This is a genomic window from bacterium (genome assembly GCA_030699905.1).
Taxonomy (GTDB): Bacteria; Patescibacteriota; Minisyncoccia; order Phycocordibacterales.
Window position 1 is genome coordinate 26,611 of the sequence record JAUYKQ010000001.1, and the last position, 26,484, is coordinate 53,094.

Below are 26,484 nucleotides of genomic sequence, written 5' to 3' on the forward strand. Positions count from 1 at the left end.
TACCCCACAAGGGAGAGCTCCCCAAAAAGTGACCGCTCCAAGGGCGCTTGCCCGGTCTTAGTCACTTTTTTGGGAGCTCTCCCTTGTGGGGGGCGACTGCCGTATTTCGTAATTCAAGATTTTAGAATAAAACCGACGCGGGATATTTTTGCTGGAAAAAATGCCGGTTTTGGAGTATATTGTTGTTGCCAATGGAATACACAAAGACCCCTTATTTTCATGTCGGATACGCGAGAGACCTTTCGGGTACAGACAGATGGATTTATCGCGCTCTTGAAATTCTTCCCGGGGTGCTATCCTGGGGAACAATCATTGCCGCGGTTGTTTTATCGCGATTCACGCCTGTCGTGGCGGCGATTTTTATTATCGCCTTTGACGTTTACTGGCTTTTGAAGACCATATACCTTTCCGCCCACCTGCGACAAAATTTTAAAAGGATGAAATACCATCTGTCTTTGGACTGGCAAAAAATGTTATCTTCGCTTCGGTATGAAGATATTGTCCAAATGGTCATATTTCCATACTACAAAGAAAATCGCGACGTGGTTGAAAAAGCCATTCTGTCGCTGACTTTGTCAAAATGGCCCAGTAAAAAAATAATTGTCGTGCTTTCGGGGGAGGAAAGGGCGGGACGCGAAGCTTTTCTTTTGGGGGAGGAGTTGATGTCTAAATACGGAGGCAGTTTTATGGACTTTTTACACGTTACTCATCCGAAAGATGTGGCCGGTGAAATGCCGGGCAAGGGTTCAAACATTTCTTTCGCGGCCAAAAAAGTCAAAGAGGATGTGTTGGACAAAAAAGGCATATCATATGAAAACGTTTTGGTGTCGGCTTTTGACATAGACACTATTCCGTACCCTCAATATTTTCACTGTCTGACTTGGCATTTTCTGACCGCGCCGGATAGATTTCGTTGCTCTTTTCAGCCGGTGCCGGTATACGACAATAACATATGGGACGCGCCGGCTCTTTCTCGTGTTTCCGCTTTGTCCGCCACTTTCTGGCAGATGATACAGCAGGAGAGGCCGGAAAAACTTTCCACTTTTTCTTCTCACGCGGTAAGTTTTAAGGTGCTTGAACAAATCGGCTATTGGCAGAGGAACATGGTTTCGGAGGACTCGCGTATTTTCTGGAATGCTTACTTGGCCTATGACGGTGATTACAGGGTGGTACCTATTTCCTATCCGGTATCCATGGATGCCAATCTCGCGCCTTCTTTTTTCCATACAGTTAAAAATATATATAAGCAACAGAGGCGCTGGAGTTTTGGAGTTGAAAACGTTCCCTACGTCATTTTTGGATTTATAAAAAACAAAAAAATCGGTTTATTGAAAAAAATCAAGATGAGTTTCGCGCAAGTGGAGGGGTTTTGGTCGTTGGCCACCAATCCTCTCATAATATTTTTCTTGGGATGGCTTCCGATATTTTTGGGCGGGCATGATTTCAACGCCACCATACTTTCTTACAACTTACCCGCGATTACCAGAAACCTGATGACTCTTGCCATGTTTGGGCTTGTGCTATCGGCTGTTATTTCCTGGAAACTTTTGCCACCGGCGCCTAAAACGGTCGGGTTTTGGAAACGAGTGTCCATGATTTTGCAGTGGGTTTTGGTTCCTTTTACTCTTATAATATTCGGTTCACTGCCGGGACTTGATGCCCAGACACGACTTATGTTGGGGAAGTATCTGGGCTTTTGGGTAACGCCCAAACATCGTAAATCCTGAATCATCTGATTTTCTTTTTCTTGAAGGACGATTTACCATATGTATTATATAAATGGTCAATATTCACCCGTTTTAATGACGTATTCCTATATTCATAGATGTGATGTATAATCAAGGTTTATGGAGCCGATGTCCAAAAAACGCAGGTTTGTTTACTTGTCGCTGTGCTGGGCGTTCTTTTTTGCCTTGCTTCCCTTGGTTTCGCTTTACGCCAGTGGCTATCGTTTAGGGGAAGGTTTCTCCATTACGAGAACTGGCGGAATATATATACACGCGAGAACCATGGGCGCTGTTTTAAGTATAGACGGCAGTCCTGTAAAAACATTAGGCGCTCTTGACCGCGGTTTCTTTGTTCAAAACTTAAAACCAAAAATCTACGAAATAGAGGTCGCCAAAGAGGGTTTTGTCACATGGAAAAAAAAGGTCTTTGTTGAAGAAGGTATTGTCACGGAAAATTCCTCATCACTTTATCCAGACAGGATAACGTTGCGGGATATCCCAAAAATTATAACGGAAAATTCCAAAGGGCAGAGTCGAGAGAATCCAGAGTATATTAAATTAATCGCTCTTTTTGAAGAAAAAGAAAACGATTCTACCGAGCCCGAAGTTTCTAAAGAAAAGTTTTCCGCGAACTTTCCGCTCCAGTCCGGAGACGTATCCATTTGGCAGGAAAACGGAGAAGTCATCGCCAGATTTAAAGACCGAGACATGAGTAACATTCCGTACTTTTTCTGCAGTTACGGAGAGTGTAAGAGTGAAATTTCTGTTTTTTCAATCTCCGGAGTCGTAAAGCACGCTGATTTTTACCCAGGCAAATCCGATACGGTCATCTTCACTCTGCCTGAGGGGGTCTACATAGTGGGGCTCGACATTACGTCGCCTCAATTCACCATGCCTCTTTACGAGGGAGAAGATGCGGACTTCAGGGTGGACAACGGTTTAATATATTTGAAGGACAAAGATGTAATAAGCAGAGTAGAGATGTGACATCGAAATTGGCTCAAGACCCGTCTCGTACCCTCAAGTGCGCTACCAAACCGCGTATCGGCGACGTCATTTTTAAAGACGCAATATGTTACCTGAAATGAAAAATACGAAAAACCTTCATCCCATAACGCAAATAATTTTAAAGTCGGCCAGCATATTTGAAGAGTTGGGGTTTACTGTTGCCGAAGGTCCGGAAGTGGAAAGTGACTGGTATAATTTTGAGGCATTGAATTTTCCCAAAGACCACCCTGCGCGCGATATGCAGGACACTTTCTGGTTGAAGCAACCAGAAAGTGAACCAGAGGCAGATTCCTTGAGTAAAGGATTAAAGATTAAGGATAAAGGATTATTATTAAGAACTCATACAAGTCCTGTTCAGATACGTTATATTGAACAGAAATTGAAAGAAGGAATAGAACCACCGTATAGAATTATCGTGCCGGGAAAGGTTTTCAGAAATGAAGCCACGGACGCAACTCACGAAGCCCAGTTTCATCAGATAGAGGGGCTTTACGTTGATAAAAATGTGTCACTGGCGCACCTTAAAGGAACTCTCGCTTTTTGGTTTCGCAAGCTCTTCGGAGACAAAGTGGAAATTCGTTTTAGACCGAGTTTTTTCCCTTTTACCGAACCGTCCATGGAAGTGGATGCCAAAATCGGAAACAAATGGGTGGAAATGGGAGGTTCCGGCCTTGTCCATCCGAACGTTTTAAGGAACGCGGGTCTTGACCCGAAAAAATGGCAAGGTTTCGCTTTTGGAGTGGGAGACCGGCTGGCTATGGTCAAATGGGGTATACCGGATATCCGGCTTTTTTACGGCGGAGATTTGAGGTTTTTGAAACAGTTTTAAGACGCAGACAGGACGCCGACTTCACGCGGACAAAACGCTGAAAGTAAAATTTGGATTAAAAACAAGCCGGCACCGAGATTTTTTTGTTTCTGATTTTATCGAAATATGAATAAAAATTTTCAAGAATGGAATAGTAGAAAAGATGACTTTGGATATTTAAAGAAAAAATTCAAGGCTCTTTTGCCTTGAATTTTTGTTTTTTTACCTCTGCCTTGTGGCAGAGTCGGGCCGAAGCCGTTTGTGCTAATATAGTATCAAATGGGGAGTGAAAGTCAAATGAAGGTGGGTACGCTTAACGAATAGCGCGCACGAATTAGGGACAAATTAGAGTTCTTAAATTAGAGATTGATTAGAGATTATGCTTATATCTTATAATTGGCTACAAAATTATTTTGACGAAAAATTGCCGGAGCCCCAAAAGCTCGCGGAGATTTTGACGTTTAGCGCTTTTGAAATAGAAGGAATCACCCCCCTAAGTCCCCCCTCAAAGAGGGGGGAAGGAGAGGGGAGTGCTGGCGATACTGTTTTGGATGTAAAGGTATTGCCGGACAGGGCATGCTACGCTTTATCTCACAGAGGTGTCGCGTACGAAGTTTCGGCAATTACCGGACTCAAGCAAAAAGAGATGAGGTGGCCGCAGCCGGAAATTTCAGAAGTGAGACCTCTTGAAGTAAAGGTGGAAGCGCCACAGTTTTGTAATCGCTATACGGCGCGGGTTATTGAAGGTGTAAAACAAAAAGAACAGCCGTGGGTCAAAGGACATCTGGAAGCGATAGGACAGCGTTCCATAAATCCGATAGTGGATGGGGCGAATATCGTGATGTTTGACATGGGACAGCCACTGCACGCCTTTGATGCCGATAAAGTCAAAGGGGGAATTACCGTGCGTATGGCGCGAGGGGATGAAAAGATAACGACGTTGGATAATAAAGAAATCAATCTTAATGATTCCATACTCGTAATAGCAGACGATGAAGGGCCTCTGGCGCTTGCGGGTATTAAGGGGGGCAAGAAAGCGGAGGTCACGAACGAAACCAAGAATATTATTTTGGAATCGGCGAATTTTGACGCTTCCTATATCAGAAAAACCTCGGAGAAACTCGGCATAAAAACCGATTCTTCCAAGAGATTTGAAAACAACTTGACGCCGGAATTTGCGGGGAGAGGCATGGCTGATTTTAGCACCTATCTGTATGAAATGGACAAAGGCATAAAAGTCGGGGAAATATTTGATTCACGTCCGGCCGACAGCGAAACGAAAAGCGGAAAATGCAAAGTGGAAATGGCGTTTCTTGAGGTCAAGCTCGGGGTTTTTATTTCCCCGAAAGAGGTTGAGGACATATTTGCCCGTCTTGAATTAAAGTTTGAAAAAGAAGGAAACGGCTGGATTGTTTCACCTCCCGTTTTTCGACGGGACTTAATCATAGCTGAAGATATAGCGGAAGAAGTGGCGCGTTTGTACGGTTATGAGAAGGTGCCTGAATCCTTGCCTCCATCCGCAAAAGCAAAAGAAAATAACCGTTTTTTTGCCGCTAAAATGCTCGCCAAGAAGGTTTTGACCAATCAGGGCTTTTCTGAAATTTACGGATATACTTTTAAGCCGGAAGGGGACTTGGAAATTGCAAAGCCACTTTCGGCAGACAAGGCGTTTTTACGCACCGAACTTTTTGGCGGTCTTAAGGAAGCTCTTTCTAAGAATCTTGAGCATGTTCTTTTGGACGCCGAACCTGTCGCTTTGTTTGAGCTGGGAGACGTCTTTACAGTAGAGGGCGAGAAAACATTTCTTGCCGTCGGCATAAAATACAAAAAGAAAAAATTTAACAAAAGCCAAGAAGTCATAGCGCACGCTTTAGGCAATGTTTTTCAGACGGTGGGGATTTATGAAAAATGGAATGATTTTGTAACATCCAAAACCCACGAAACAATGACCAAAATAGAGGAAGATGAAACCGGAATGTTGGTGGAAATGGACTTCGGAAAACTCTTTGAACTGTCCGATAAAAACTGGCCGATTGAGATTCCCGATTTTAAAATTTCGGAAGGCGGGTATAAACCGATTTCCGCTTATCCTCGGATTGTCAGAGATGTCGCGCTTTTTGTGCCGTCCGATTGCACGGCGGAGGAAGTGTCTGCTGTCATAAAAGATAACGCCACAAATCTTCTTTCCGAAGGGCCTGTGATTTTTGACCAGTTTGAAAAAAACGGCAAAAAATCGTTGGCTTTCCGTTTCGCCTTTCAGGCATTTGATAGGACACTTTCGGACGACGAAGTAAACAAAGTGGTTGAGAAAATTCATCTTTCGCTCCAAAAAAGAGGGTGGGAAGTAAGATAGAGTTTAAAGTGAAAAGTCAAAAGTGTAAAGGTTGGGAAGTTAAAAAACGGCTAAATTTAATTTAGCCGTTTAGCGTCTCTGTTTCCGTGGGTGAAAGAGCGTACACGCATATACAAGCAAGTACAAGCAAAACTCAAGCACATACACAGATTTTTCCTATAGGAAAAATCTGTGTATGGGTGAAGTGGGAGAAGAGGGAAAGGCAAGTGGGGGCATGGGTGGCGGGAATTTTGGAAAAACTTTTTCTCAACATACACAAATTATAAGCGACCGCCACAAATAGGTGTATGGAGCAGACATAGGGTTTACTCTCCGCCGGATCAAAGAATGCAACATCAAGCCGCCGAAAGGCGGCTTTTGTGGCTCAAAAGATGGAATTTTGATGAAAAAAGTGGTATTATGTAAGTGAAAAGTAAAAAGTGGAAAGTTATAAAGTGTATGAAATTAAAGGATTTGCCGGATTTTGACCGGCCGAGAGAGAAACTCATAAATAAAGGACCGCAAGCGTTGAAAAAAGAAGAGCTCTTGGCGATTTTATTGCGGACAGGTGTTAAAGGCAAGAATGTTTTGGAAGTGGCCAATGATATTTTGAAGAAATATGGCAATAAGAAATTATTAGACGCTTCATATGAAGAACTTCGAAATATGCACGGCGTGGGCTCAACCAAAGCTGTGCATATTTTAGCCGCGCTGGAACTCGGCAAGCGACTCTACAAAGAAAAGCAGGAAAAGGAAGTTTACATAAATTCGCCGGAAGATGTGGTCAAGGAAGTGGAACACATTAGAGAAAACAAAAAAGAGAATTTTGTTGCTCTCTATTTAGACGCTCGCAATCGTCTCATTCACAAAGAAACGATTTCTATAGGCACGCTAAATGCCTCTCTCGTCCATCCACGTGAGGTCTTTGAACCGGCCATCCTCCACCACGCCGTTTCAATCATAGTCGCCCACAACCACCCTTCCGGAAATCCCGAACCGTCCAAAGACGATAGGGAAATCACCGACCGTCTCAAAAAAGCCGGCGAATTGCTCGGTATTTCGCTGGAAGACCATATAATCACTGCGAGGAACGACATTTTTAGCTTTAGAGATAAAAATATTTTGTAAACTTGCTTTTTATGAGGTGTACGCTATAATGTACACATGAAGTCAAAGACAACAATTTCAATTTCAGAGGCGAGGAAAAAGATTTTTGATATAGCGGAATATGTGCAGAAGCCGAATAACTATTACACCCTAACAGAAAAGGGCAGACCAAAAGCGGTGCTGATGTCCGTACGTGATTTTGAAGATATTATGGAAGACTTGGAAGTGTTGAGCGATCCAGGATTGATTCAGCGGATAAAAGAAGCCGAGGACGAGATCAAAGCCGGCGATTATGTGACATTGGATGAGCTTGAAGAACAGTTTCAGTATAAGCCAAAAGGAAATCATTCGTTAGTTGCAGATAAAGGAGGAAAAAATTATCAGCCAACCAAAAACACCCGGCATATTAAAAAGAAAAAATAACATGCCGTATAGTGTATACATAGCAAATAACGCCAAGAAGGAGTTGAAAAAAATTCCACTGCCGTGGAGAGATAGGATTATTGAAGTGTTAAGAATAATCGCTAAAAATCCGCTTGCAGGTATTCCAATGACAGGAGAATTAAAAGGGAAAAGAAAGGTGAGAGTATGGCCGTACAGGATAATTTATGAATTTGATAAGAAAGAAAAAATTGTAAACGTATTGGAAATCGGCCATCGCGGCGGAATGTCGTATAAATAAAAATATAAAGCAAAACAATGCCCGAGGATATCAAAAAACTGGAACAGAGATTGTGGAGCGCGGCGGATCATCTGCGTGCCAATTCTTCACTGTGGCTTAACGAATCAGCTCAATCTGCAAATGTCTCCCCAAGCATCATCGCCGGTCGAGCTTGTAATCATGTGGATCATAAAGGAGCCTGGCGACTTTTCAGTAAATACTGTCCGGTTATCAATGTCAAAATATCGGCGGAGTAGGAATAGAGAATAAACAGAATAACCTTTTAGAAAGTACGCAGAAGGTTGCAAGGATGTTAAGTATAGAAATGATCTCATTTAAGATATATGTTTGATTATAAAAAATTGAAAGAAGTTGATATTGGAACTCTTAATCGACAAGAATTAGGGGTAGATTTGAACTTCAATGCAATCATCCCGAATTTAGAGAGAATTAAGAGCTATCTTCTTTTCTTTGAGGGAAGGGAAAACTCCTTGGATAAGGATATAGAAAAACCGTCAATAGTGGACATTTTTAATAAGCTAACCGAACTGATTAATCTTGTTAAGACTTTTTCTGTGGATCCAAATGAGAGTCATGAGCAGACGCGCGCAAAGAGAACAAATATTTTGAAAAAGATTAGAGCATTACATAGTTTATCTAATGAAAAATTGCTCCCCTTAATTACACATCTGAAGTTTAACGACACTAAAATACAGGAAACAATATTAAGCACACAAAATAAACTTACTCAAATTGATAATCAATTCACCTCTAAATTGGAGAATTTTGATAACAAAGTAAAACAAAAGATATCTGAATTTGATGCTAATATAGCAAAAGCTAATGGTGCTGTGAGAGAGGCTAATCGAATAAAACAGGAAGCAGAAAATTTTACTGTAGACAAATTAGTTGCAAAATATGGGGAGATTTTTTCGGATCAGGCAACAAAGAATAAGATCACGGCCTTTATAAGCTTGTTTATATTTATTCTATCATTATTGGCTCTGCTATTTTTTACTAATTGGCTTTTTGATCACCTGCTGGAGCTGATTGCAGAGAATGGATTTGAAACTAAATACGTTGTGGTCAATACGATATTTCGTCTAACATTAATAGGACTGGCCTCAATTATAGTGAAAGAAAGTCTCAAGAGTTTCAACATAAATATGAATCTTTACAATTTGAATTTACATAGACAAAACTCCCTTCAATCTTTTGAGATTTTGATTGCGAATACAAGGAACTCTGAAACACGCGATTTCATTATTAGAGAAATCGCCAAAACAATTTATTCTAATCAGGAAAGTGGATATTTACAAAAAGACAAGAAAATTAATATTTCTGATATGGGTGAGTTAATTAAATCAGTAAAATAATATGCCCCTATTTACTTGGATAGGAAAAGATAAGGTAGTAAATCACGATAAGGATGTGCCTTTTAGGCTACTCAAGAAAAACAAGGGGCTGTCGCTGGGAGAGAGAAGTGAAAACCTAATCGTGGAGGGGGATAATCTGGAGGCGCTTAAAGCGCTCCTACCTTTCTATTACGGACAAGTTAAGTGTGTTTACATTGACCCACCATATAATACTGGAAATGAAAAATGGGTTTATAACGATAAGGTTAATTCGCCAGCTATTCAAAAATGGTTAAAGAAAACTGTTGGGCAAGAAGGGGAGGATTTAGAGCGACATGATAAATGGCTATGTATGATGTATCCGCGGCTGAAATTGTTGCATCAGCTTCTCCGTGAAGATGGAGTAATTTTTATTTCCATTGATGATAACGAGCATTGCAACTTGAAAATGATAATGGATGATATCTTTGGAACGGAGAATTTTGTGGCGAATATTATTTGGCAGAAAAAGTTTTCACCTCAAAATGATGCCAGGTATTTTTCTGATAACCATGATTTTATAGTGTGCTATGCAAAAAAGAAAAATTACAATGGAATCGAAGATGGATGGAAAAGAAATCTACAACCTAGAAATGACGAAATGAATGCACGTTACTCTAATCCAGATAATGATACTAGGGGGGTATGGACTTCAGGGGATATGTCAGTCAAAACATATACACCGAGCACAGATTACCCAATAACCACCCCTTCCGGGAGGGTTGTTAATCCTCCAAAGGGATATTGCTGGAGATTTTCAAAAGAAAAATTCACGGAACTGGTCAAGGATAGTCGTATTTGGTTTGGGGAAAATGGGTCAAATGTCCCTCGCCTTAAAAGATTTTTAACTGAAGTTCAAGAGGGTTTAGTTCCATTAACAATTTGGCTTCATACTGAGGTTGGTCATAATCAAGAAGCAAAGCAGGAAATCAAGAATATCTTAAAATCAGAATCTCCATTTCAAACCCCGAAACCGACAAGACTGATTAAAAGGATTTTACAAATAGCTACGAGGAAAGATGATATTATCTTAGATTCTTTTGCTGGTTCAGGGACAACGGCTCAAGCTGTATTAGAGATGAATGAGGAAGAAAAAGACAGCAACCGAAAGTTTATATTGGTTGAAATGGAAAAGAAAATCGCGCGGGAAATCACACAGGAGAGAGTGCGACGAGTTGCTAAAAAAATAGGTGGTGGCGACTTTGAATACGTAGAGCTCGGTGAGCCGCTTTTCAGGGCGGATGGAAATATAAATGACAAAGTATCATTTGAAGAGATGGCGAGCTATATCTATTTTACCGAAACGCTTTCAAATATTGATAAAAAGAAAATCAAAGGAAATTGTATCGGAGAGTATAACGGCACAGAATATTATCTGCTGTTTAGGCAAAAAGGTGAAAATATCTTGAGTCGTAGCGCGTTAAAAGGAATAAAAAAGAACGAAGAAAGAAAGGTCATTTATGCGGACAAGTGTCTTTTAGGCGAGGAGACCTTGGGGCAGTACAATATTGTTTTTAAACAGATACCATATCAGGTGAGAGTATATTAATTATGTCTGCTGATCTAAAAAAACTAGTTGAGGATAGTGGTATGATAACCCACTATAAAACAATGAAAGCCTTAGAAAAACGATTGTGGCCATTTTTGGTAAGCCCTTATTATTACGATCATATAGGGGAGAATATCAGAGAGATGGACCTGATTGCAGAAAGGCAGTTTTGTTCGGCAGACAGACCCAGTCATTCAACGGCGCAAGTGAATATGCAATTGTTTATTGAATGTAAATACATAAAACAGGAAATCGTTTTTTTGTTTAATAAGATCAATAAGAGCAGAGCGGTTTCAAGTCTAGAAAGGGAATCTGAACTTGTTTTGGCTGATAAAAGAAGTGGGGATATCTTACCTACTGATTTTCACTACATAGATAACGGAGGCCTTGTAGCAAAGTTGTTCTCCGCTAACACTAATAAGGAAGATGTTATCTACAAGGCAATTAGTCAGTGTTTGCATGCACTCCTTTCTTATCGTTCAGATATCAAGAAGCCCATTTTCCATGAATTTAACGGACGATCTGAGGTTAATTCAAGAATTATACAATACCCTATTATTGTCTGTGACAATTTTGAGAAACTGACTAGAATAACATTTGATGAGCAGATTCAATTTTCTGTTGAAAAGATGGACCCAGCTTTTCTTTTAGAAGTTGATTACAGAGGGGACTATTTTTTGATAGATGTTGTAGATATAAACTACCTCGCAACTTTTTTGGACAAGATGGAAGATGAAGCGGGCCGTATCGTTAAAGCATTAAGTTTTAGACGTTGAAAATTATGCAACTCAAGAAATACCAAACAGAATGTCTGAATAAACTGCACGAGTATGCCACAGAGTGCAGAAAACATCCACCGGAAGACGGCGCGGCTTTCGCTTGGATGAAGTTCCAACCGGAAAAAGGATATCACCGCTTTTCTCCAGAAAACAACGCGCCAATCGTGTGTCTTAAAGTTCCAACCGGCGGCGGGAAGACGCTTATCGCCTCACATTCAGTCAGTGTGCTTTTTGAGACATTTTTGAAAGAGCGGGCCAGCAGAGGCCTGGTTATGTGGTTTGTGCCTTCCGACTCTATCCGGACGCAAACGCTTAAAGCTCTTAAAAATCGCAATCACGCTTTCCGTAAATCGCTTGACAGTAATTTTGACAACAAAGTCAGAGTATTTGATATAACGGAAGCGAAACAAATTAGAAAAGGGGACTTATCGGAAAATGTTTGTATTGTTATCTCCACTTTAGGCGCATTCCGCAGAGAAGCACGGGACACGCTTAAGGTCTTTCAAAATAACGGCGCGTTGCTGGAGCATTTTGAAGAATTGCCTGAAGAAGCGAAAGAATTTTTGGAAAAAGACAAGAACAAGGAAATTATAAACTCTCTTGCAAACGTCATTCGTCTGCATAATCCGCTTACTATTGTTGATGAGGGGCATAATATAGATACCGAACTGTCGCTTCAAATGTTGGAAGTCCTTAATCCATCTTTTGTCTTGGAGTTTACGGCAACGCCGAGAAAAAGCAGTAATGTGCTTGTAGAAATCGGGGCGCAAGCTTTGAAAGAGCAGAAGATGATAAAGATGCCGATACTTTTGCATCCTGTTTCGCCGTGGCAGGAAGCGATTTATGCGGGTATCAAGAAGCGAAAAGAGCTTGAGACAATATCCGATAAGAATCAGACCGGATATATACGGCCGATAATGCTTATTCAGGCAGAGCAGGAAAAAGAAAGCGAAAAAAGGGTCTTTGTGGAGCAGATAAAAAAGTTTTTGGTCAACGACGCAAAGATTTCAGAGGATGAGATTGTTGTGAAGACAGCGACAAAGAATAACTTGCCAGATGCTGAAACATTAGCGGATGATAAATGTCCGATTCGCTATATTATTACAGTCAATGCTCTGCGCGAAGGGTGGGATTGCCCTTTTGCATATATTCTTGTTTCCGTTTCAAACTTGGGCGCGGCTGTTTCCGTAGAGCAGACAATCGGCAGAATTATGCGTTTGCCGTATGTAAAAGAGCACAAAAGCAAGGAACTTAATCAGGCGTATATATTTGCTTCAACAAGCAATTTTACCCAAACAGCTGAAAATGTTATTTCCGCTCTTAAGAAAAATGGGTATGAGGATATCTCTATTGTCGGTGGTGGTGTAAATGTTGAGCCGAAAACATATAAAAAGTTGGTTAAAGAGAAAATAGCTATTTCATATATCAATATAAAGGACGAATCAGGCAAGGTGCGGAAGATTGATTATGTGGCGGACTTGATAAGCGAACAAAAACTTCTTCAGGGTCTTTCAACCGAAATCGGTTTTGAATTGCCGAAAGAAAATAATGAAATTGTGCGTATAGATGTAAGACACGGAGGACAACTGGTGAAAGAAAAAGGGGGAAATTATGCGATTATGTATCACGCTGATATAAATACAAAAGAAGGATTGCTTTCATGGCTTCGTTTCCGCGTGCATAGAGAATATATTGCAATGAAAGAGATTAGTGATTTCTTGAATCGGCTTTTCGCTTCTTTGTTACAGAGATATCCAGTAGAGAAATTGGGCCCCGCGTGTTACTCGCTTAAGGATGTGGTGGAGAGGGTGATTGATTCGGCTGTAAATAAAGCGACACAAAAGCGGTTTGGGGAGTTAGAGAAGCGAGGGTTATTACAAACAGACGGAGAGGGCTTTGAGTTTGGCGATGAAATGACGCTTACTGCCACATCAAAAGAGCCGTTTGAACGACATGCGTACGAGAAGGTGGCTGATATAAACAGGGAGGAATTGCAGTTTGCAAAGAAAGTTGACGCGTTACCAAATGTAAAGTGGTGGTTGCGTAATCCTGAAAATGGAGGGTTTGGAATACAGGGGTGGAAAAAAGACAAATTCCGTCCGGATTTTTTGCTAAAAACTAAAAACAATGATCTTATCGTGATTGAATATAAGGGCGCGCATTTAGCGACAGGGGAAGACACAGATTATAAAAGAGCCTTGGGAGAGAAATGGGCAAAATTGAGTGGCGGTAAACATCATTTCTTTCTTGCGGAGAAAAATAACACAGATAAGATTGTTTCTGGGATTTCGGAATTATAGGCGGGGATAAATCATCGCCGTCAATCACCGCCTTGTTGAGCTAATGCAGGGGAAATCGCTAAATTTTAGAGGGTATATGAAATTACATAACCACATACAGATAGAAAAAGCATTGGAGATAGCATTGGATGCTCATAGAGGACAAGTGGATAAAGCAGGGAAAGCATACATTCTGCACCCTCTTCGACTTTTGGTTGAAGCAAAAACAGAAGAAGAGCAAATCGTGGCGTTGCTTCACGATGTGGTGGAGGACAGCGATGTTACACTAGACGGTTTACGAACGGCCGGATTTTCTGATTCCATAATCAAAGCGATCAACCTTCTGACTCGTAGGAGTGAAGATACATACGAGGATTTTATTGAAAAAGTAAGAACAAATGAGTTGGCGCGACATATAAAGATATTGGACCTCAGAGACAATATGCAGATTGACAGAATACCAAATCCTTCTGAAAAAGATCTTGGGCGTATTGAGAAATATAAAAAAGCTGCGGTCTTTTTGGAAGCAGGATAATATTATGACCATCTTCAAATTAACTGCGCTTCGACCCTTTTCCATTCCTATTCCATACACCACTAACCACCCAACAACATCCTTAAAAAACTGAAAAATCGTGAAAATCGTGGCTGCTTAAATTTTTACTCATACAACGGAGTTTAATCCATATATAAAATTTCTACTTTTGTAGATTTCTTGACTTCTTCACTCGGTTTCGTTATGATTTTAGTTAAAGAACTTGTTGACCGCTTCCGAAGAGCAGAAAGGCTTGCTGCCAAGTTGCCTTCGGGTAAGAACGATGAGGGATCTGCCGCCCCTCCGGAAGCGATCAATCGGTTTTTTTTATTTTCTCAAATTGTTTACTGCGTTTGGTTTAATCCATATATAAAATTTCTACTTTTGTAGATTAAATTGATGTTGTGGTAGTATGTGACCATGTCTCTTCCAATTGATCTTGTTTTGATAAGGCACGGCCAATCAGAGGGTAATGCCGCCAAGCGCCGAAGCGAAAAGGGTGATAACAGCGGTTACGAACTTCTTAGCGGTCGGCACACAAGAAGTTTTAGGCTTTCTGAAAAGGGTCGAAAACAGGCGGCGCTTGCCGGCAAATGGCTTGCCGAGGAATTTCCCAAAGATGAAAATGGGATGGTTTTTGACCGATTCATAACTTCCGAATATGCGAGGGCTATGGAAACTGCCGCTCTTTTGGGGTTGCCCGAGGCGATATGGTATCGCAATTTTTACCTTACCGAGAGAGATTGGGGAGATCTGGAACAGTGTCCCGAAAATGAGCGTATGGAAAAATACGGAAAAGCACTGCGAATGTATAACACCGAACCGTTCTTTTGGAAACCGCCGAACGGAGAATCTTTCGCGGAACTTTGCTTGAGGCTAGACAGAGTCCTTTTCACTCTCCATCGCGAATGCAGTGATATGCGAGTCATAATAGTTTGCCATGGAGAAGTGATGAGGGCTTTCCGTGTTCTTATTGAGCGCATGTCACAGCAGAAATTCAAGCAGTTCTATCACTCAAAAAAGACCGAGCACAGAGTCAATAATTGCGAGATTCTGCATTACACCAGACGGGATCCGGAAACTGGACATATTTCATCAAGAGCGGACTGGATGAGGAGGATCCGACCATCCAATGAACCGTTTTGGACCACGGGTTGGAAAAAGATTTATCGGCCGAAATATTCTAATGAAGATTTATTGGAGACGGTTGATATGTTCCCGGCGATTTTGGCGTAAGAAATCGTGGCCACCACGTTTTTGGGGCGATTTTTGTGGTCTAATAATTTGGGCGAGTCGGGCATGGGTGTTTGACATCAGAATTGATTGAAATTGAGGTGGAAATTTTGGGGATAGGGTTGTAAAATAAACTTATGGAAAAGATACTAATATTTATCGTGGGGGTGGCGCTCGGAATTTGGATTGGCAAGTTACGCAGGGCAGATGGGAAAGACGACACTGCTTCCGAAATTTCGGCGGGCAAGGCCGCGCCTTTACATAAAGCTACGGCGGGCAAGGAGGATAGGAAAGAAAGGATAATGCGACTTTTTTCCGAGAAATCGGAAATACAAAATGATGATGTGGAGAAACTGCTTGGAGTTTCGGACGCGACAGCAACCAACTACTTAAGCGAGCTGGAGGCGGAGGGAAAGGTTGAACAAGTGGGGGAAAGAGGACGTGGCGTGTTCTACACAATAAAAAACGGCTAAATTTAATTTAGCCGTTTTAAGATACAGAGTCATCCCCAATAGAGCTTTCTTTTAAAGCGTCTTTTTGGTATAATAACTGTGTGAAAAAGTGCTTATAAAAGGCATTTTTTGATTTCAAATATGGCAACAAAAGACGATAAAAAGACGGCAAAAAATGGCTCAGGGCATCATTACAGCGCGCAGGACATTCAGGTTTTGGAAGGGTTAGAGCCGGTACGGAAACGCCCGGGTATGTATATCGGCACGACAGGGCCCGACGGACTTCATCACCTTATAACTGAAATATTTGATAACTCACGCGACGAAGCGATGGGTGGCTATGCCAATGATGTAGAAATCGTTTTTTTGCCGGGCAATCGCATTCGGGTAACAGACAATGGGCGCGGTATCCCCGTAGACACTCATAAACAAACGAAAGTTTCCGCTCTGGAGACGATCATGACGACGCTTCACGCGGGAGGTAAATTTGGAGGAGAAGGATACAAGGTCTCCGGAGGTCTCCATGGAGTAGGCGCCTCTGTTGTAAACGCTCTTTCTGTTTATATGAGAGTGATTGTGCACAGAGATGGCGGTATATACATGCAGGAGTATTCAAGGGGCAAGAAAAAGGCGGCGGTCAAAAAGATCGGCTCGTCAAAGCTTCATGGCACCATAGTAACTTTTGAACCGGATGAAGAAATTTTTAAAGAAATCAAATTCAGTTTTGAAAGAATAGTAGGTCATATGCGTCAGCAGGCCTATCTGGTCAGAGGTCTTAACATTTCCGTAATAGACGCCCGAGAAGGGGCTAAGGGGTCAGACGGAGACGACGTGTTTTATTTTCACGAGCTTGGATTGGACATGCCATCACAGTCGTTTTATTTTGAAGGCGGATTGGTTTCTCTTATCAAATTCTATAACGAGCTTTTCAAACCGATTCACAAAAAAGTTTTTTATGTTGAAAAACCCGGCGATGGAGTTGAGTCGGTTGAAGTGGCCATGCAGTACGTTGATGACATGTCGTCCCGTATTCTCGCTTTTGCCAACAATATTTACAATCCGGAGGGAGGCACGCATATAACCGGTTTTAAAACCGCTTTGACTCGCACTTTAAACACCTATGCCCGCAAAAACAATATAGTAAAAGAAAGCGAAGAAAATTTTACAGGCGAAGACGTGCTTGAAGGGTTGACCGTGGTGATTTCCGTAAAACTTCGGGAAATTCAATTTGAAGGTCAAACCAAAGCCAAGCTCGGAAGTGTGGAGGCCCAAGGCGCGGTGGCAACTGTTTTTGGAGAGGCCTTTTCGGAGTTTCTGGAAGAAAATCCCGATGAAGCCAAGGCAATGGTACAGAAGTCGCTCTTGGCTCTCAAGGCGCGAAAAGCGGCCAAGGCGGCAAAAGACAGCGTCCTTCGCAAAGGGGCGCTTGAAGGAATGACGCTCCCCGGCAAACTGGCCGACTGCGAGACGAAAAATGCATCGGAGTCCGAGCTCTTTATAGTGGAGGGAGATTCGGCCGGTGGTAGCGGAAAAATGGGAAGGGATAGAAGGACTCAAGCAGTATTGCCTCTTAAGGGTAAAATCTTAAACGTGGAAAGGGCGCGTCTGGACAGGATTTTGGGCTTTGCCGAGATAAAAGCTTTGGTAATAGCTTTAGGCACGGCAATAGGAGACACTTTTGACGTATCAAAACTTCGCTATCACAAAATTATAATTGCCACGGATGCCGATACGGACGGAGGACATATACGCACTCTGCTTCTCACTCTTTTTTACCGATATTTCAAACCGCTTATTGAAGGTGGATACATTTACATTGCCCAGCCACCTCTTTATAAAATTAAAAGAGGGAAAGACGCTTATTATTTTTATACCGAAGAAGAGAAAAATCGGTTTTATAAAAAAGAGGGAATTGAAATGAAAGAAGAGGCGGAGTCGGAAGGAGATGACGGTCAACAACCGGCAACCGACAACGAGGAAACGCAAGAAGGGGAGGAAGACGCACCGGCCTCAAAAGGCAAAACGCAGAAAATACAGGTGCAAAGGTACAAAGGTCTCGGAGAAATGAATCCGGAAGAGCTTTGGGAAACCACTATGGACCCATCAAAGCGAATTCTAAAGCAAGTGAGCATAGAAGACGGCACAGAGGCCGATAAGGTGTTTGACGTTCTTATGGGGACGGATGTTCCGGCGCGCAAGTCGTTTATCCAGACCAATGCCACCAAGGCGACGTTGGATATATAAGATACATAAACAGAACAGAAGCAGTTTAAATATTTTTCAGATGTTCTGTAAGTTCCGAAAGTAAAATTTCCTTTTTTTCTCCCTGACGCGACTCTAAAGTAACCGTTTGGCCGGAAGATTCTTTTTCACCGACTACGATCCAATACGGCACTTTCTCCACTTTCGCTCCACGGACTTTTTTGCCAAGTCCTTCGCTTGAATCGTCAAGCTCCGCTCGTATATCGGCTGATTTCAACTCGTCAAAAACTTTTTTGGCATATTCAAATTGTTTTTCGGATACCGGCAGGACTTTTACCTGCACGGGCGAGAGCCAAAAAGGGAAGGCGCCGGCGAAGTGTTCAATAAGAAAGGCGACGGCTCTTTCTATGGCTCCAATTGAAGAACGATGTACTACCACTGCTTGTCTTTCTTTTCCGTCTTCGGCGGTGTAGTTTAAACCGAATCTTTTGGGCATACACAAGTCGTATTGAACGGTAAAAGCGGTGTCTTCTTTGCCGTTCACGTTTTTCATCTGAATATCAATTTTCGGTCCGTAAAAAGCTGCTTCATTTTTCGCTTCAACAAAATCGCTACCCCTTTTATTCAGGACGTCTCTAAGCAGTGCTTCACTTCTATCCCAGCCACTGTCATCGTCATAATAATTCCTGTTGCTCTCTTTACTTCTAAGCGAGAGGCGGAAGTGGTAATTTTTGCCGTTTTCCAATCCAAAAACACCAGCCATGTATTCTATAAGCTCAAGCGCTTTCTCTATTTCAAGAGCCGCCTGAACTTCATCGGCGCATATGATATGAGCGTCAGCGAGGCAAAAACCCCTTGTTCTTTGAAGCCCCATGAGTTCTCCAGATTGTTCGTATCTGTAAAGTTTGGCGAGCTCGGCTATGCGCATGGGAAGCTCACGGTAGCTTCTGGGTTTTGAAAGGTACATCTGAAAATGATGCGGGCATGTCATCGGACGAAGCATAAATTTGTCTTCGTCAATTTCAATTGGAGCGTACATTGAATCCTTGTAATAAGGATAATGTCCGGATTTTTCGTAAAGTGAGAGTTTGGCGATATCGGGAGTACAGACATGTGAATATCCCCGTTTGATTTCCTCGTCAACTACAAAACGCTCTATTATACGTCGCAAAGTGGCGCCTTTTGGAAGCCACATGGGGAGGCCTTTTCCGACTTCCTCGTCAATGTAAAAAAGGCCGAGTTCTTTTCCGAGTTTTTTATGGTCCCTGTCTTTTAAAGTGTTTTCTGCCTCTTCCATATATATGGTAATACTAACAGCAAAAAGGACTGTTATCAACAGGCCTCAAGTCAGTTCTTTGACTTTTTCCGCTAAGATACTGATTTCGTCGTTTCTGTTTGAGACCTTGCCCTTTATGGCCACGCATTTTTCCGGCTCCAAAAATTTTTTAAATTCGGCAAAAACTTTCGGGAAAACAACCACCTCAATGGCGCCGGTAAAGTCCGCAAGACGCATAAAAGCCATTGCTTGGTTTTTTTTAGTTATTATCGGTTTCAATTCTTCCACAAGCCCGCCCAAAACCACCATCATTCCTTCTTTGGCTTCCTCTTTTATTTTCTTGATGTTATCTTCTCTTTTTTCCAAAACGGCGCGGTATTTATCAAGCGGATGGCCGGAAATGTAAAGTCCCAAAAGTTCTTTCTCCCAGGCCAATTTCTCACTCTGCGTCGCTTTGGGGACATCGTCAAGACGAATGTCTTCAGGAACTCCGCCTGAAAGCGCTCCGAAAAGCGAATCTTGACTTCCGTCATTTTTAGAACTCTCCTTGTTGAATGCCAGAATTTTATCCAAGTTTCCAAGCATTACACCGCGGTCAAAAAAAGCATCCAAGGCGCCGGCTTTCACCAGAGCTTCAATTGATTTTTTATTTAAATTACGGTCGTTTATTCGCGACAGAAAGTCGCCGAGCGACTTGAATTTTCCATTTTCCTCCCGCTCTTTGATAATCGTGTTTGCGATTCCTTCTCCAAAGTTTTTAATTGTGGTCAGTCCAAAGCGAATACGGTCAGAGGGTTCAGGGCTTTCTTCTCCTGAATCTTGAATCTTAAATCTTGAATCTTCTGATTTCACTACAGTGAAATCAGAATAGCTTTCATTGATATCCGGTGGCAACACCGGTATTCCCATCCTGTCGCATTCGGCGATGATTTCGCCGATTTTTTCAACCTCTCCAGAATCGGCCGTCAAAACCGCCGACATATATATGGCGGGGAAGTTGGCCTTCATATATGCCGTCTGATAGGCGACTTTTCCATAGCTTGCGGCATGGGCCTTGTTAAAGCCGTAGGCGGCGAACGGTTCTATGAGTTTCCATAGGCGTTCGGATTTTTCCGGAGTGAGTTTTCCGAAGTTTATAAATCCGTCAATAAGTTTTTTCTTTTGAGCTTCCATTTCCTTTGGAATTTTTTTGCCCATGGCTTTGCGCAGTTTGTCGGCTTCAAGCCAGGAAAGGCCGGCAAGTTTGATGGCAATCATAAGGACGTCATCTTGATAAGTGATGACACCGTATGACTGTTCCAAAATTTCCTTTAGCCGAGGGTCCAGATATTTCACAAGTTCCGGATTGTGCTTGCATTTTATATATTGCGGAATTGACTCCATCGGCCCCGGACGGTAAAGAGCGACCATGGCGTTTATATCATGAATTCGCGACGGCTTCAGGTCTTTCAAGAATTTTGTCATGCCGGAGCCGTTTAGCTGAAAGAGACCGACCGTCTCTCCCTTGGCAAGAATCTCAAAAGTTTTTCTGTCATCAATGGGCACGTTTTCTATGTCTATTTCCGCGCCTTCGTGTTGTTTAGCCAGTTCCACCGCTTGTGCAAGAATAGACAAGTTTTTTATTCCAAGAAAGTCAAATTTTAGCAGTCCGGCATTTTCTTCGTCTATTGAATACATATCGTACTGGGTGATGACTTTTCCTTCGCCTTTGGGGTCAAGCTGAAGAGGGGTCACTTCGGTAAGAGGAATGGGAGAAATGACAACTCCAGCGGCATGAACCCCCATATGACGAGCGCATCCTTCTATTTTTTTTGCCGTGTCTATTATTTCTTTTGCTACCGGCTCTTTTTTGTAAATTTCCGCGAGTTCGGAAACCATTTCCATGGCTTTTTCTATGGTCATGGGGAAACCTTGCGAGCCCATGGGAATGAGCTTGGCGATACGGTCTCCGACTGAATATTCGTGGCCGAGAGCTCTGGCGACGTCGCGCACACTGCCACGAGCCATCATGGTGCCGAATGTGCCTATTTGAGCCACTTTGTCCGAGCCGTATTTTTGGCGGGCGTACTCTATCATTTCGTCACGGCGGTTATCGGCATAATCCATGTCTATATCCGGAGCGGTAGGGCGCTCCGGATTTAGGAAACGCTCAAACGGTATTTTATATTCCAACGGGTTTACGTTTGTAATACCGGCAAGATAAGTAACCATGGAACCGGCCACCGAACCTCGGATGGTGGTCAAAATTCCGCGTTCGTGCGCTTCTCTTAAAAGATCTCCTACTACCAAAAAATAAGGAGCATAACCCTTGGTTTTTATAATGGAAAGTTCGTATTCAACACGCGCTTTGACTTCAGGTGTTTCTTTTATCACTCTTCGATGCATCCCGTTAAGTACGATTTTTTTCAGTTCTTCGTCGTGGGAAAGTCCCGACTCTACGATAAAGTCGGGGAAAAGCCATTTGCCGAGAGAAAGCTCAACATTGCACATTTCAGCAATTTTATTCGCGCTGACAATGGCCTCCGGAGTGTCTTTGAAATATTTTTCCGCCGTGGGGCCGTCTATAAAGGAGAAGTCGGCGCCGAGAGACCCTCTTTCGGACAGTTCTCTGTCGCTCATGACCAGAGTCAATGTTTCTCGGGCTTTGCGGTCTTCCGGTTTCAGATAGTAAACGTCGTGGGCGGCTACAAGAGGGACATTTGACGATTTTGAAAAAGCAACCAGTTTCTCCATCGCTTCCTCGTGTCCTTCAATTTCAGGATGGTGGGTAATTTCCAAAAAAAAGTTTCCCTCGCCAAAAGTTTTCTTGTACCAAAGAGCAATCTCGGACGCTTTTTCCGCGTCGCCCATTTTTAAAGCGTTTAGAATTTCCGAGCTGAAAGATGGAGAAATAGCCACAATGTCTTCGCTGTATTTTTCCAAAAGTTCTCGGTCAACGCGCGGTTTGTAATAAAAACCGTCAAGATGCGATTCGGTAACGAGTTTCAAAAGATTTTTGTATCCTTTTTCACTTTTTGCAAGGAGCAAAATACGAGTTCGGCGGTTGTCTATGCCGGCTTGCTTGTCGTGACGGGTTCTCGCGGCCATAAATCCGTCAATGCCTATGAGCGGTTTTATTCCGTGTTTTTTGCATTCTTTGTAGAATTCTATGGCGCCGTAGAGGTTGCCGTTATCCGTAAGAGCAAGGGCCTTCATGCCTTTTTCTTCGGCCGATTTCACAAGTTCCGGAATTTTCGGAAGGCCGGAAAGAAGGGAATAATGGCTGTGGACGTGAAGATGGATAAATTCCGACATGGGTGTAGTATACTATAAGGAGGGGAACAAGAAACGTGTAACGTGAAGCGTGTAACGGGGAACATTCAGAATCGGGGAGAAGAAATACAAAAGATAGATGACAGATGAAAAAAAAGAGGTCGCTTTGAGGGGACTTTTTTGCTCTGCGTTTTCAACACTACGTCCTTTCCTTGCGCTTGCTTTTGCGGGTGGTAAAATGAGATAAAGAATATAAAATATCATGAAAAAGAAGGATAAAAATATAACAACAATTGAAGGGCTGGGAAAAGACGTGAAGAAATTAGCCGTGACTATAGATGACATGGCTAAAGCCGTGAATAAGGGCTTTACTGCCGTGCAGAAGCAGATAAATGGCATGGATGGCCGACTTGATCAGATAGATGGCCGGCTTGACCATATGGATAGCCGGCTTGACCATATTGATGGCCGGCTTGATCAGATGGATGGCCGGCTTAATAATTTGGAAATGACGACACGGGAAATGAATCAGCGTCTTGATAGGATGGAAGAGTCCTATAAGGAGCTCACTGACACTTTGGATAAATTCCTAAAACGCCTTACCGATAGGGAAGAGGAGATGATTTTGATGAAAGAGGAGTTGAAGCAGATAAAGAAAGCTTTGAAAGAAAGGTTTGACATTGATATTGGGATTTTGAAGTGAATTTATGTTTTGGAACATAGAACATGTAACTTGTAACATGGAACATTTAGGAACAGGATAAACGTATGAAAAGAGGATTTACCCCGTTAGAAAACAAAGAGAAGATATCGCGTGAAGAAAACACGCGTCGTTTGCAGTGGTTCGGTTTTCACAAAGGAAAAGATGTCAATTTTCTAACGGGGTTCACTCTCATTGAACTCCTCGTCGTCATCTCCATCATCGGACTTCTTTCGTCTGTGGTTTTCGCGTCATTAAATAGCGCGAGGGAGAAGGCACGGATCGCGGCGGGACTTCAGTTCGGCTCGCAATTGTACCGCGCCTACGGCGCGAATGCCGTTGGAACCTATAATTTTAGCGAGGGAAGCGGAACTTCCCTCGGTGATATAAGTGGCTATAATAACAACGGCACTATTACCGGAGCGACATGGAGCACGGATGTTCCTCATTCAGGCAAGACGCGCTCGCTCTTTTTCAACGGGTCTTCTTTTGTGAGAGTTCCGTACAAGTCCTCTATGGCCATAGGACCCGGTGGGTTTACGTACATGGCATGGATAAAGCCGACTGTTGTGGCTGGCCAAAGCTATAATATGTTTATGGGGCAGTATCTGCCTTATTTTTGTATTAGGGAAAGTGGGCGCCTTTTCACAAATCTTGGAAGCGTAGGTGGAGGAACGCAAAAGACCTTACAGGGAAATTCTGTCGTATCTCTAAATCAATGGCATCATGTAGCTCTAACCTACGACGAAACCGGGTATATTAAGATATATTTGGATGGTAAAATTGACGCTACCTCACCACAATATTCAGGAGCAGTCCCACCCAGTTCTAATGATTTTTACATCGGCCAATGGAATTCCGCCGGGACATATAAGTTTAGAGGATACATAACTGATGTTGTGGTAATAAATAGCGCCGTCGGTATCGCCGAAATCAGAGAGCATTACGCGCGAGGTATCGCGCAAGGTATCGGAGTGGACGAGTAAAAGCCGTTTAAGTAAATATCAAAACGGTTAGGATTGAAAAAACCAACGCTATTCAAATTTGTTTTCCGTATGAACCATATACATCTTGTCGGAGTGGATGAAGCGGGGCGCGGTCCGATCGCCGGGCCGGTGGCCGTCGGTATCTGCTTTGTACCCCGCAAGTTTTCGGCCAAGCTTGGGCGAAAATTTTCCGATTATCCCTTTGGAAAAGATTCCAAAAAACTGACTGGCGCCTTAAGGGAATTGTGGTTTAAACGCATGACCCTGGCAAAAAAAGAAGGCGTGCTTGATTTTCATGTTTCATTAGTCGGCCAAAATATTATAGATAAAAAAGGCCTGTCTTGGGCGGTGAGAAAAGCCATGGCGAAGGCCCTAAAAAAGCTTCCGTCCTCGCCTGAACGTTGCCGTGTTCTTCTTGACGGAGCTCTTTTTGCCCCGCGAAATTTCACCAATCAGAAAACCATAATAAAAGGAGACGAAAAAGAATTTATCATAACTTTGGCAAGCATCGCGGCCAAGGTTACGCGCGACCGGTACATGACAAAATTTTCACAAAAATTTCCCGATTTCGGTTTTGAAAAACATAAAGGTTATGGGACGAGGGCGCATTATGAGGCGATCGGAAAACACGGCCTTTGCAAACTGCACAGGAGAAGTTTTCTGAAAGGGAGTAAGACAGCATGGAACATGGAACATGCAACATAAAACACAAGAGAAGAATAATTTTTTTCTTTACACATCGAAAATGTTATATGTTTCGTGTTACATGTTCCATGAATCAACGGCTTGTCTTTATAAACCATATAATGTATATTGTATAAATCATGGTAGTTAGAATGCGACATACGAGGGGACAGAGCCGGAGCAGACGTTCCCATCACTCTCTTGAATCGGTGAGAACCGGTCTTTGTTCCGATTGCAAAATGCCAAAGATACGTCACGCGGTCTGCCTGAATTGCGGTAAATACCGCGGTAAACAGATTATTGACGTACAAGCCGAAATTGACAAAAAGGCAAAGAAAAAGAAGGAAAAACAAAAATCTAAGGTATAATGCAAATACTACGAAAGCCCTCTTCTTGTTCGTAGTATTCGCATAGTTCGCAGGTTCGCATTATAGATTTCCGTAGTATTCGCATGATAATTCGCAGGTTCGCATTGTAGATTTATGGCTAACAGGCACCTTGCAAGATCAATCATTCTACAAACACTCTTTGAGTGGGATTTTAACGGTTCCGTCTCTTTAAAAACCGGTCTGCCAAAAGTGTCGCCGATAGAAATACTTGAGCGCAATATCAAAGAGTTCGGCTCCGGTATGGGAGGAGCCCCTTTTGTTCAAGTTCTTTTGAAAGGCATCGTTGAAAAAAAGACGATTCTTGACGAAATAATAGCAAAAGCCGCTCCGGACTGGCCCATAGATAAAATCTCCATAGTAGACAGGAATGTTTTACGTATCGGGCTTTACGAGCTGTTGTTTTCCGACAAAGGGGAAGTTCCGGCCAAAGTGGCGATAAACGAAGCCATTGAGCTCGCTAAAACATTCGGAGGCGATAGAAGCGGGAAGTTTGCAAACGGAGTTCTCGGTTCTGTTTACAAAGAAATGGGGGAGCCGGGCAAAGATGACGGGCCGAGCAGAGTCAAAAAAGCGGACAGAGACATCCCTTTTGATAAAATGCCCATCAAACACCTTGTCGGTTCGGTGGTTTACGGCAAAAAAGACAAGGACATTTATTTGGCTCTCGTACACGACATTTTCGGACACTGGACTCTTTCCAAGGGAAAAGTTCGTGAGAGCGAGGAAATAGAGGCGGCCGCTTTAAGAAAAATAAAAGAAGAACTGGGCATAGGAGCCACGCTCAAAGACCGTCTTGGCGAGAACGAATACGTTGCTTCCGACCCCGAAGAGGGCAAAATACGAAAGCAAGTGATATATTTTCTGGCCGAGGCGGATTTTGAACCGCTGACACTTGGCACATCCGGCGGACTTGACGATGCTCAATGGTTTAGAATTCAGGATATTTTGGAACTTAATTTCTACGGGGACATACTGCCGATAGTTACGAAAGCAATCAACCTTTTATTAAAAAAGTAACACGACACTAATGACACGAATGTAAAGTACGAATTACACGAATAAAATACAACCATTGGATTTTATTCGTGTCATTCGAATCTTCTATTTGTATATTCGTGTCGTGTATAAAAG

Annotated in this window: 22 protein-coding genes and 1 pseudogene; 21 read left to right on the forward strand and 2 right to left on the reverse strand. The window is 42.6% G+C overall.

Translation table 11 applies throughout. The features are described from left to right. Nucleotides 1–191: 191 nt before the first annotated feature. From Q8P86_00140 to Q8P86_00215, 16 genes and pseudogenes are all read left to right on the forward strand, one after another. Nucleotides 192–1,727: a glycosyltransferase family 2 protein gene (locus Q8P86_00140; protein ID MDP3996092.1), complete on the forward strand. Its 1,536-nt coding sequence runs from the start codon at nt 192–194 to the stop codon at nt 1,725–1,727. A 120-nt stretch (nt 1,728–1,847) separates the two neighbouring features. Next, nucleotides 1,848–2,714 (forward strand): hypothetical protein, encoded by an 867-nt coding sequence (locus Q8P86_00145; protein MDP3996093.1) that lies wholly within the window; start codon nt 1,848–1,850, stop codon nt 2,712–2,714. 106 nt (nt 2,715–2,820) lie between these two features. Continuing rightward, nucleotides 2,821–3,564 (forward strand): annotated as a pseudogene (gene pheS, locus Q8P86_00150) (phenylalanine--tRNA ligase subunit alpha). A 358-nt stretch (nt 3,565–3,922) separates the two neighbouring features. Further along, a complete protein-coding gene (gene pheT / locus Q8P86_00155) occupies nt 3,923–5,896 on the forward strand; it encodes a phenylalanine--tRNA ligase subunit beta (GenBank protein ID MDP3996094.1) in 1,974 nt (657 codons plus the stop codon). 438 nt (nt 5,897–6,334) lie between these two features. Then, on the forward strand, nt 6,335–7,003 hold the full coding sequence (radC, locus tag Q8P86_00160; protein ID MDP3996095.1) for a DNA repair protein RadC: 669 nt from the start codon (nt 6,335–6,337) through the stop codon (nt 7,001–7,003). 36 nt (nt 7,004–7,039) lie between these two features. Next, nucleotides 7,040–7,405 carry a type II toxin-antitoxin system Phd/YefM family antitoxin gene (locus Q8P86_00165; GenBank protein MDP3996096.1) on the forward strand — a complete coding sequence of 122 codons (366 nt, stop codon included), beginning with the start codon at nt 7,040–7,042 and terminating at the stop codon, nt 7,403–7,405. A 1-nt stretch (nt 7,406) separates the two neighbouring features. Beyond that, on the forward strand, nt 7,407–7,664 hold the full coding sequence (locus Q8P86_00170; GenBank protein ID MDP3996097.1) for a type II toxin-antitoxin system RelE/ParE family toxin: 258 nt from the start codon (nt 7,407–7,409) through the stop codon (nt 7,662–7,664). Nucleotides 7,665–7,681: 17 nt separating this feature from the next. After that, nucleotides 7,682–7,900: a hypothetical protein gene (locus Q8P86_00175; GenBank protein MDP3996098.1), complete on the forward strand. Its 219-nt coding sequence runs from the start codon at nt 7,682–7,684 to the stop codon at nt 7,898–7,900. Between the two features lie 87 nt (nt 7,901–7,987). Continuing rightward, nucleotides 7,988–9,019 carry a hypothetical protein gene (locus Q8P86_00180; GenBank protein ID MDP3996099.1) on the forward strand — a complete coding sequence of 344 codons (1,032 nt, stop codon included), beginning with the start codon at nt 7,988–7,990 and terminating at the stop codon, nt 9,017–9,019. 1 nt (nt 9,020) lies between these two features. Further along, nucleotides 9,021–10,586 (forward strand): DNA methyltransferase, encoded by a 1,566-nt coding sequence (locus Q8P86_00185; GenBank protein ID MDP3996100.1) that lies wholly within the window; start codon nt 9,021–9,023, stop codon nt 10,584–10,586. Between the two features lie 2 nt (nt 10,587–10,588). Beyond that, nucleotides 10,589–11,362 (forward strand): hypothetical protein, encoded by a 774-nt coding sequence (locus tag Q8P86_00190; protein MDP3996101.1) that lies wholly within the window; start codon nt 10,589–10,591, stop codon nt 11,360–11,362. Nucleotides 11,363–11,367: 5 nt separating this feature from the next. Then, on the forward strand, nt 11,368–13,665 hold the full coding sequence (locus Q8P86_00195; protein ID MDP3996102.1) for a DEAD/DEAH box helicase family protein: 2,298 nt from the start codon (nt 11,368–11,370) through the stop codon (nt 13,663–13,665). A gap of 76 nt (nt 13,666–13,741) precedes the next feature. Beyond that, the gene (locus tag Q8P86_00200; protein ID MDP3996103.1) at nt 13,742–14,179 is read left to right on the forward strand and encodes a GTP pyrophosphokinase; all 438 of its coding nucleotides are present in this window, start codon (nt 13,742–13,744) and stop codon (nt 14,177–14,179) included. 420 nt (nt 14,180–14,599) lie between these two features. Beyond that, nucleotides 14,600–15,415: a phosphoglycerate mutase family protein gene (locus tag Q8P86_00205; protein MDP3996104.1), complete on the forward strand. Its 816-nt coding sequence runs from the start codon at nt 14,600–14,602 to the stop codon at nt 15,413–15,415. A 134-nt stretch (nt 15,416–15,549) separates the two neighbouring features. Further along, nucleotides 15,550–15,885 carry a FaeA/PapI family transcriptional regulator gene (locus Q8P86_00210; GenBank protein MDP3996105.1) on the forward strand — a complete coding sequence of 112 codons (336 nt, stop codon included), beginning with the start codon at nt 15,550–15,552 and terminating at the stop codon, nt 15,883–15,885. 120 nt (nt 15,886–16,005) lie between these two features. After that, complete coding sequence (locus Q8P86_00215; GenBank protein MDP3996106.1) at nt 16,006–18,108, forward strand: DNA topoisomerase subunit B; 2,103 nt, start codon at nt 16,006–16,008, stop codon at nt 18,106–18,108. A 25-nt stretch (nt 18,109–18,133) separates the two neighbouring features. Here the strand turns inward: Q8P86_00215 and thrS are convergent, their stop codons facing one another. Both thrS and dnaE read right to left on the reverse strand, forming a co-directional pair. Beyond that, the gene (thrS, locus tag Q8P86_00220) at nt 18,134–19,363 is read right to left on the reverse strand and encodes a threonine--tRNA ligase (GenBank protein ID MDP3996107.1); all 1,230 of its coding nucleotides are present in this window, start codon (nt 19,361–19,363) and stop codon (nt 18,134–18,136) included. Nucleotides 19,364–19,408: 45 nt separating this feature from the next. Further along, nucleotides 19,409–22,636, reverse strand: coding sequence for a DNA polymerase III subunit alpha (gene dnaE / locus Q8P86_00225; GenBank protein MDP3996108.1), 3,228 nt, complete (start codon nt 22,634–22,636; stop codon nt 19,409–19,411). Between the two features lie 220 nt (nt 22,637–22,856). Between dnaE and Q8P86_00230 the strand changes: the two genes are divergently transcribed. The 5 genes from Q8P86_00230 to nusB all read left to right on the forward strand — a co-directional run bounded on the left by Q8P86_00230 (nt 22,857) and on the right by nusB (nt 26,370). Further along, nucleotides 22,857–23,297 (forward strand): DUF4164 family protein, encoded by a 441-nt coding sequence (locus Q8P86_00230; protein MDP3996109.1) that lies wholly within the window; start codon nt 22,857–22,859, stop codon nt 23,295–23,297. A 65-nt stretch (nt 23,298–23,362) separates the two neighbouring features. Continuing rightward, nucleotides 23,363–24,280 (forward strand): LamG-like jellyroll fold domain-containing protein, encoded by a 918-nt coding sequence (locus Q8P86_00235; GenBank protein ID MDP3996110.1) that lies wholly within the window; start codon nt 23,363–23,365, stop codon nt 24,278–24,280. Between the two features lie 69 nt (nt 24,281–24,349). Next, complete coding sequence (locus Q8P86_00240; protein MDP3996111.1) at nt 24,350–24,985, forward strand: ribonuclease HII; 636 nt, start codon at nt 24,350–24,352, stop codon at nt 24,983–24,985. A gap of 131 nt (nt 24,986–25,116) precedes the next feature. Then, entirely contained in the window at nt 25,117–25,332 is a 216-nt protein-coding gene (gene rpmF, locus Q8P86_00245) for a 50S ribosomal protein L32 (GenBank protein MDP3996112.1), read from the forward strand. A gap of 114 nt (nt 25,333–25,446) precedes the next feature. After that, nucleotides 25,447–26,370, forward strand: coding sequence for a transcription antitermination factor NusB (gene nusB, locus Q8P86_00250; GenBank protein MDP3996113.1), 924 nt, complete (start codon nt 25,447–25,449; stop codon nt 26,368–26,370). Nucleotides 26,371–26,484 lie beyond the last annotated feature (114 nt).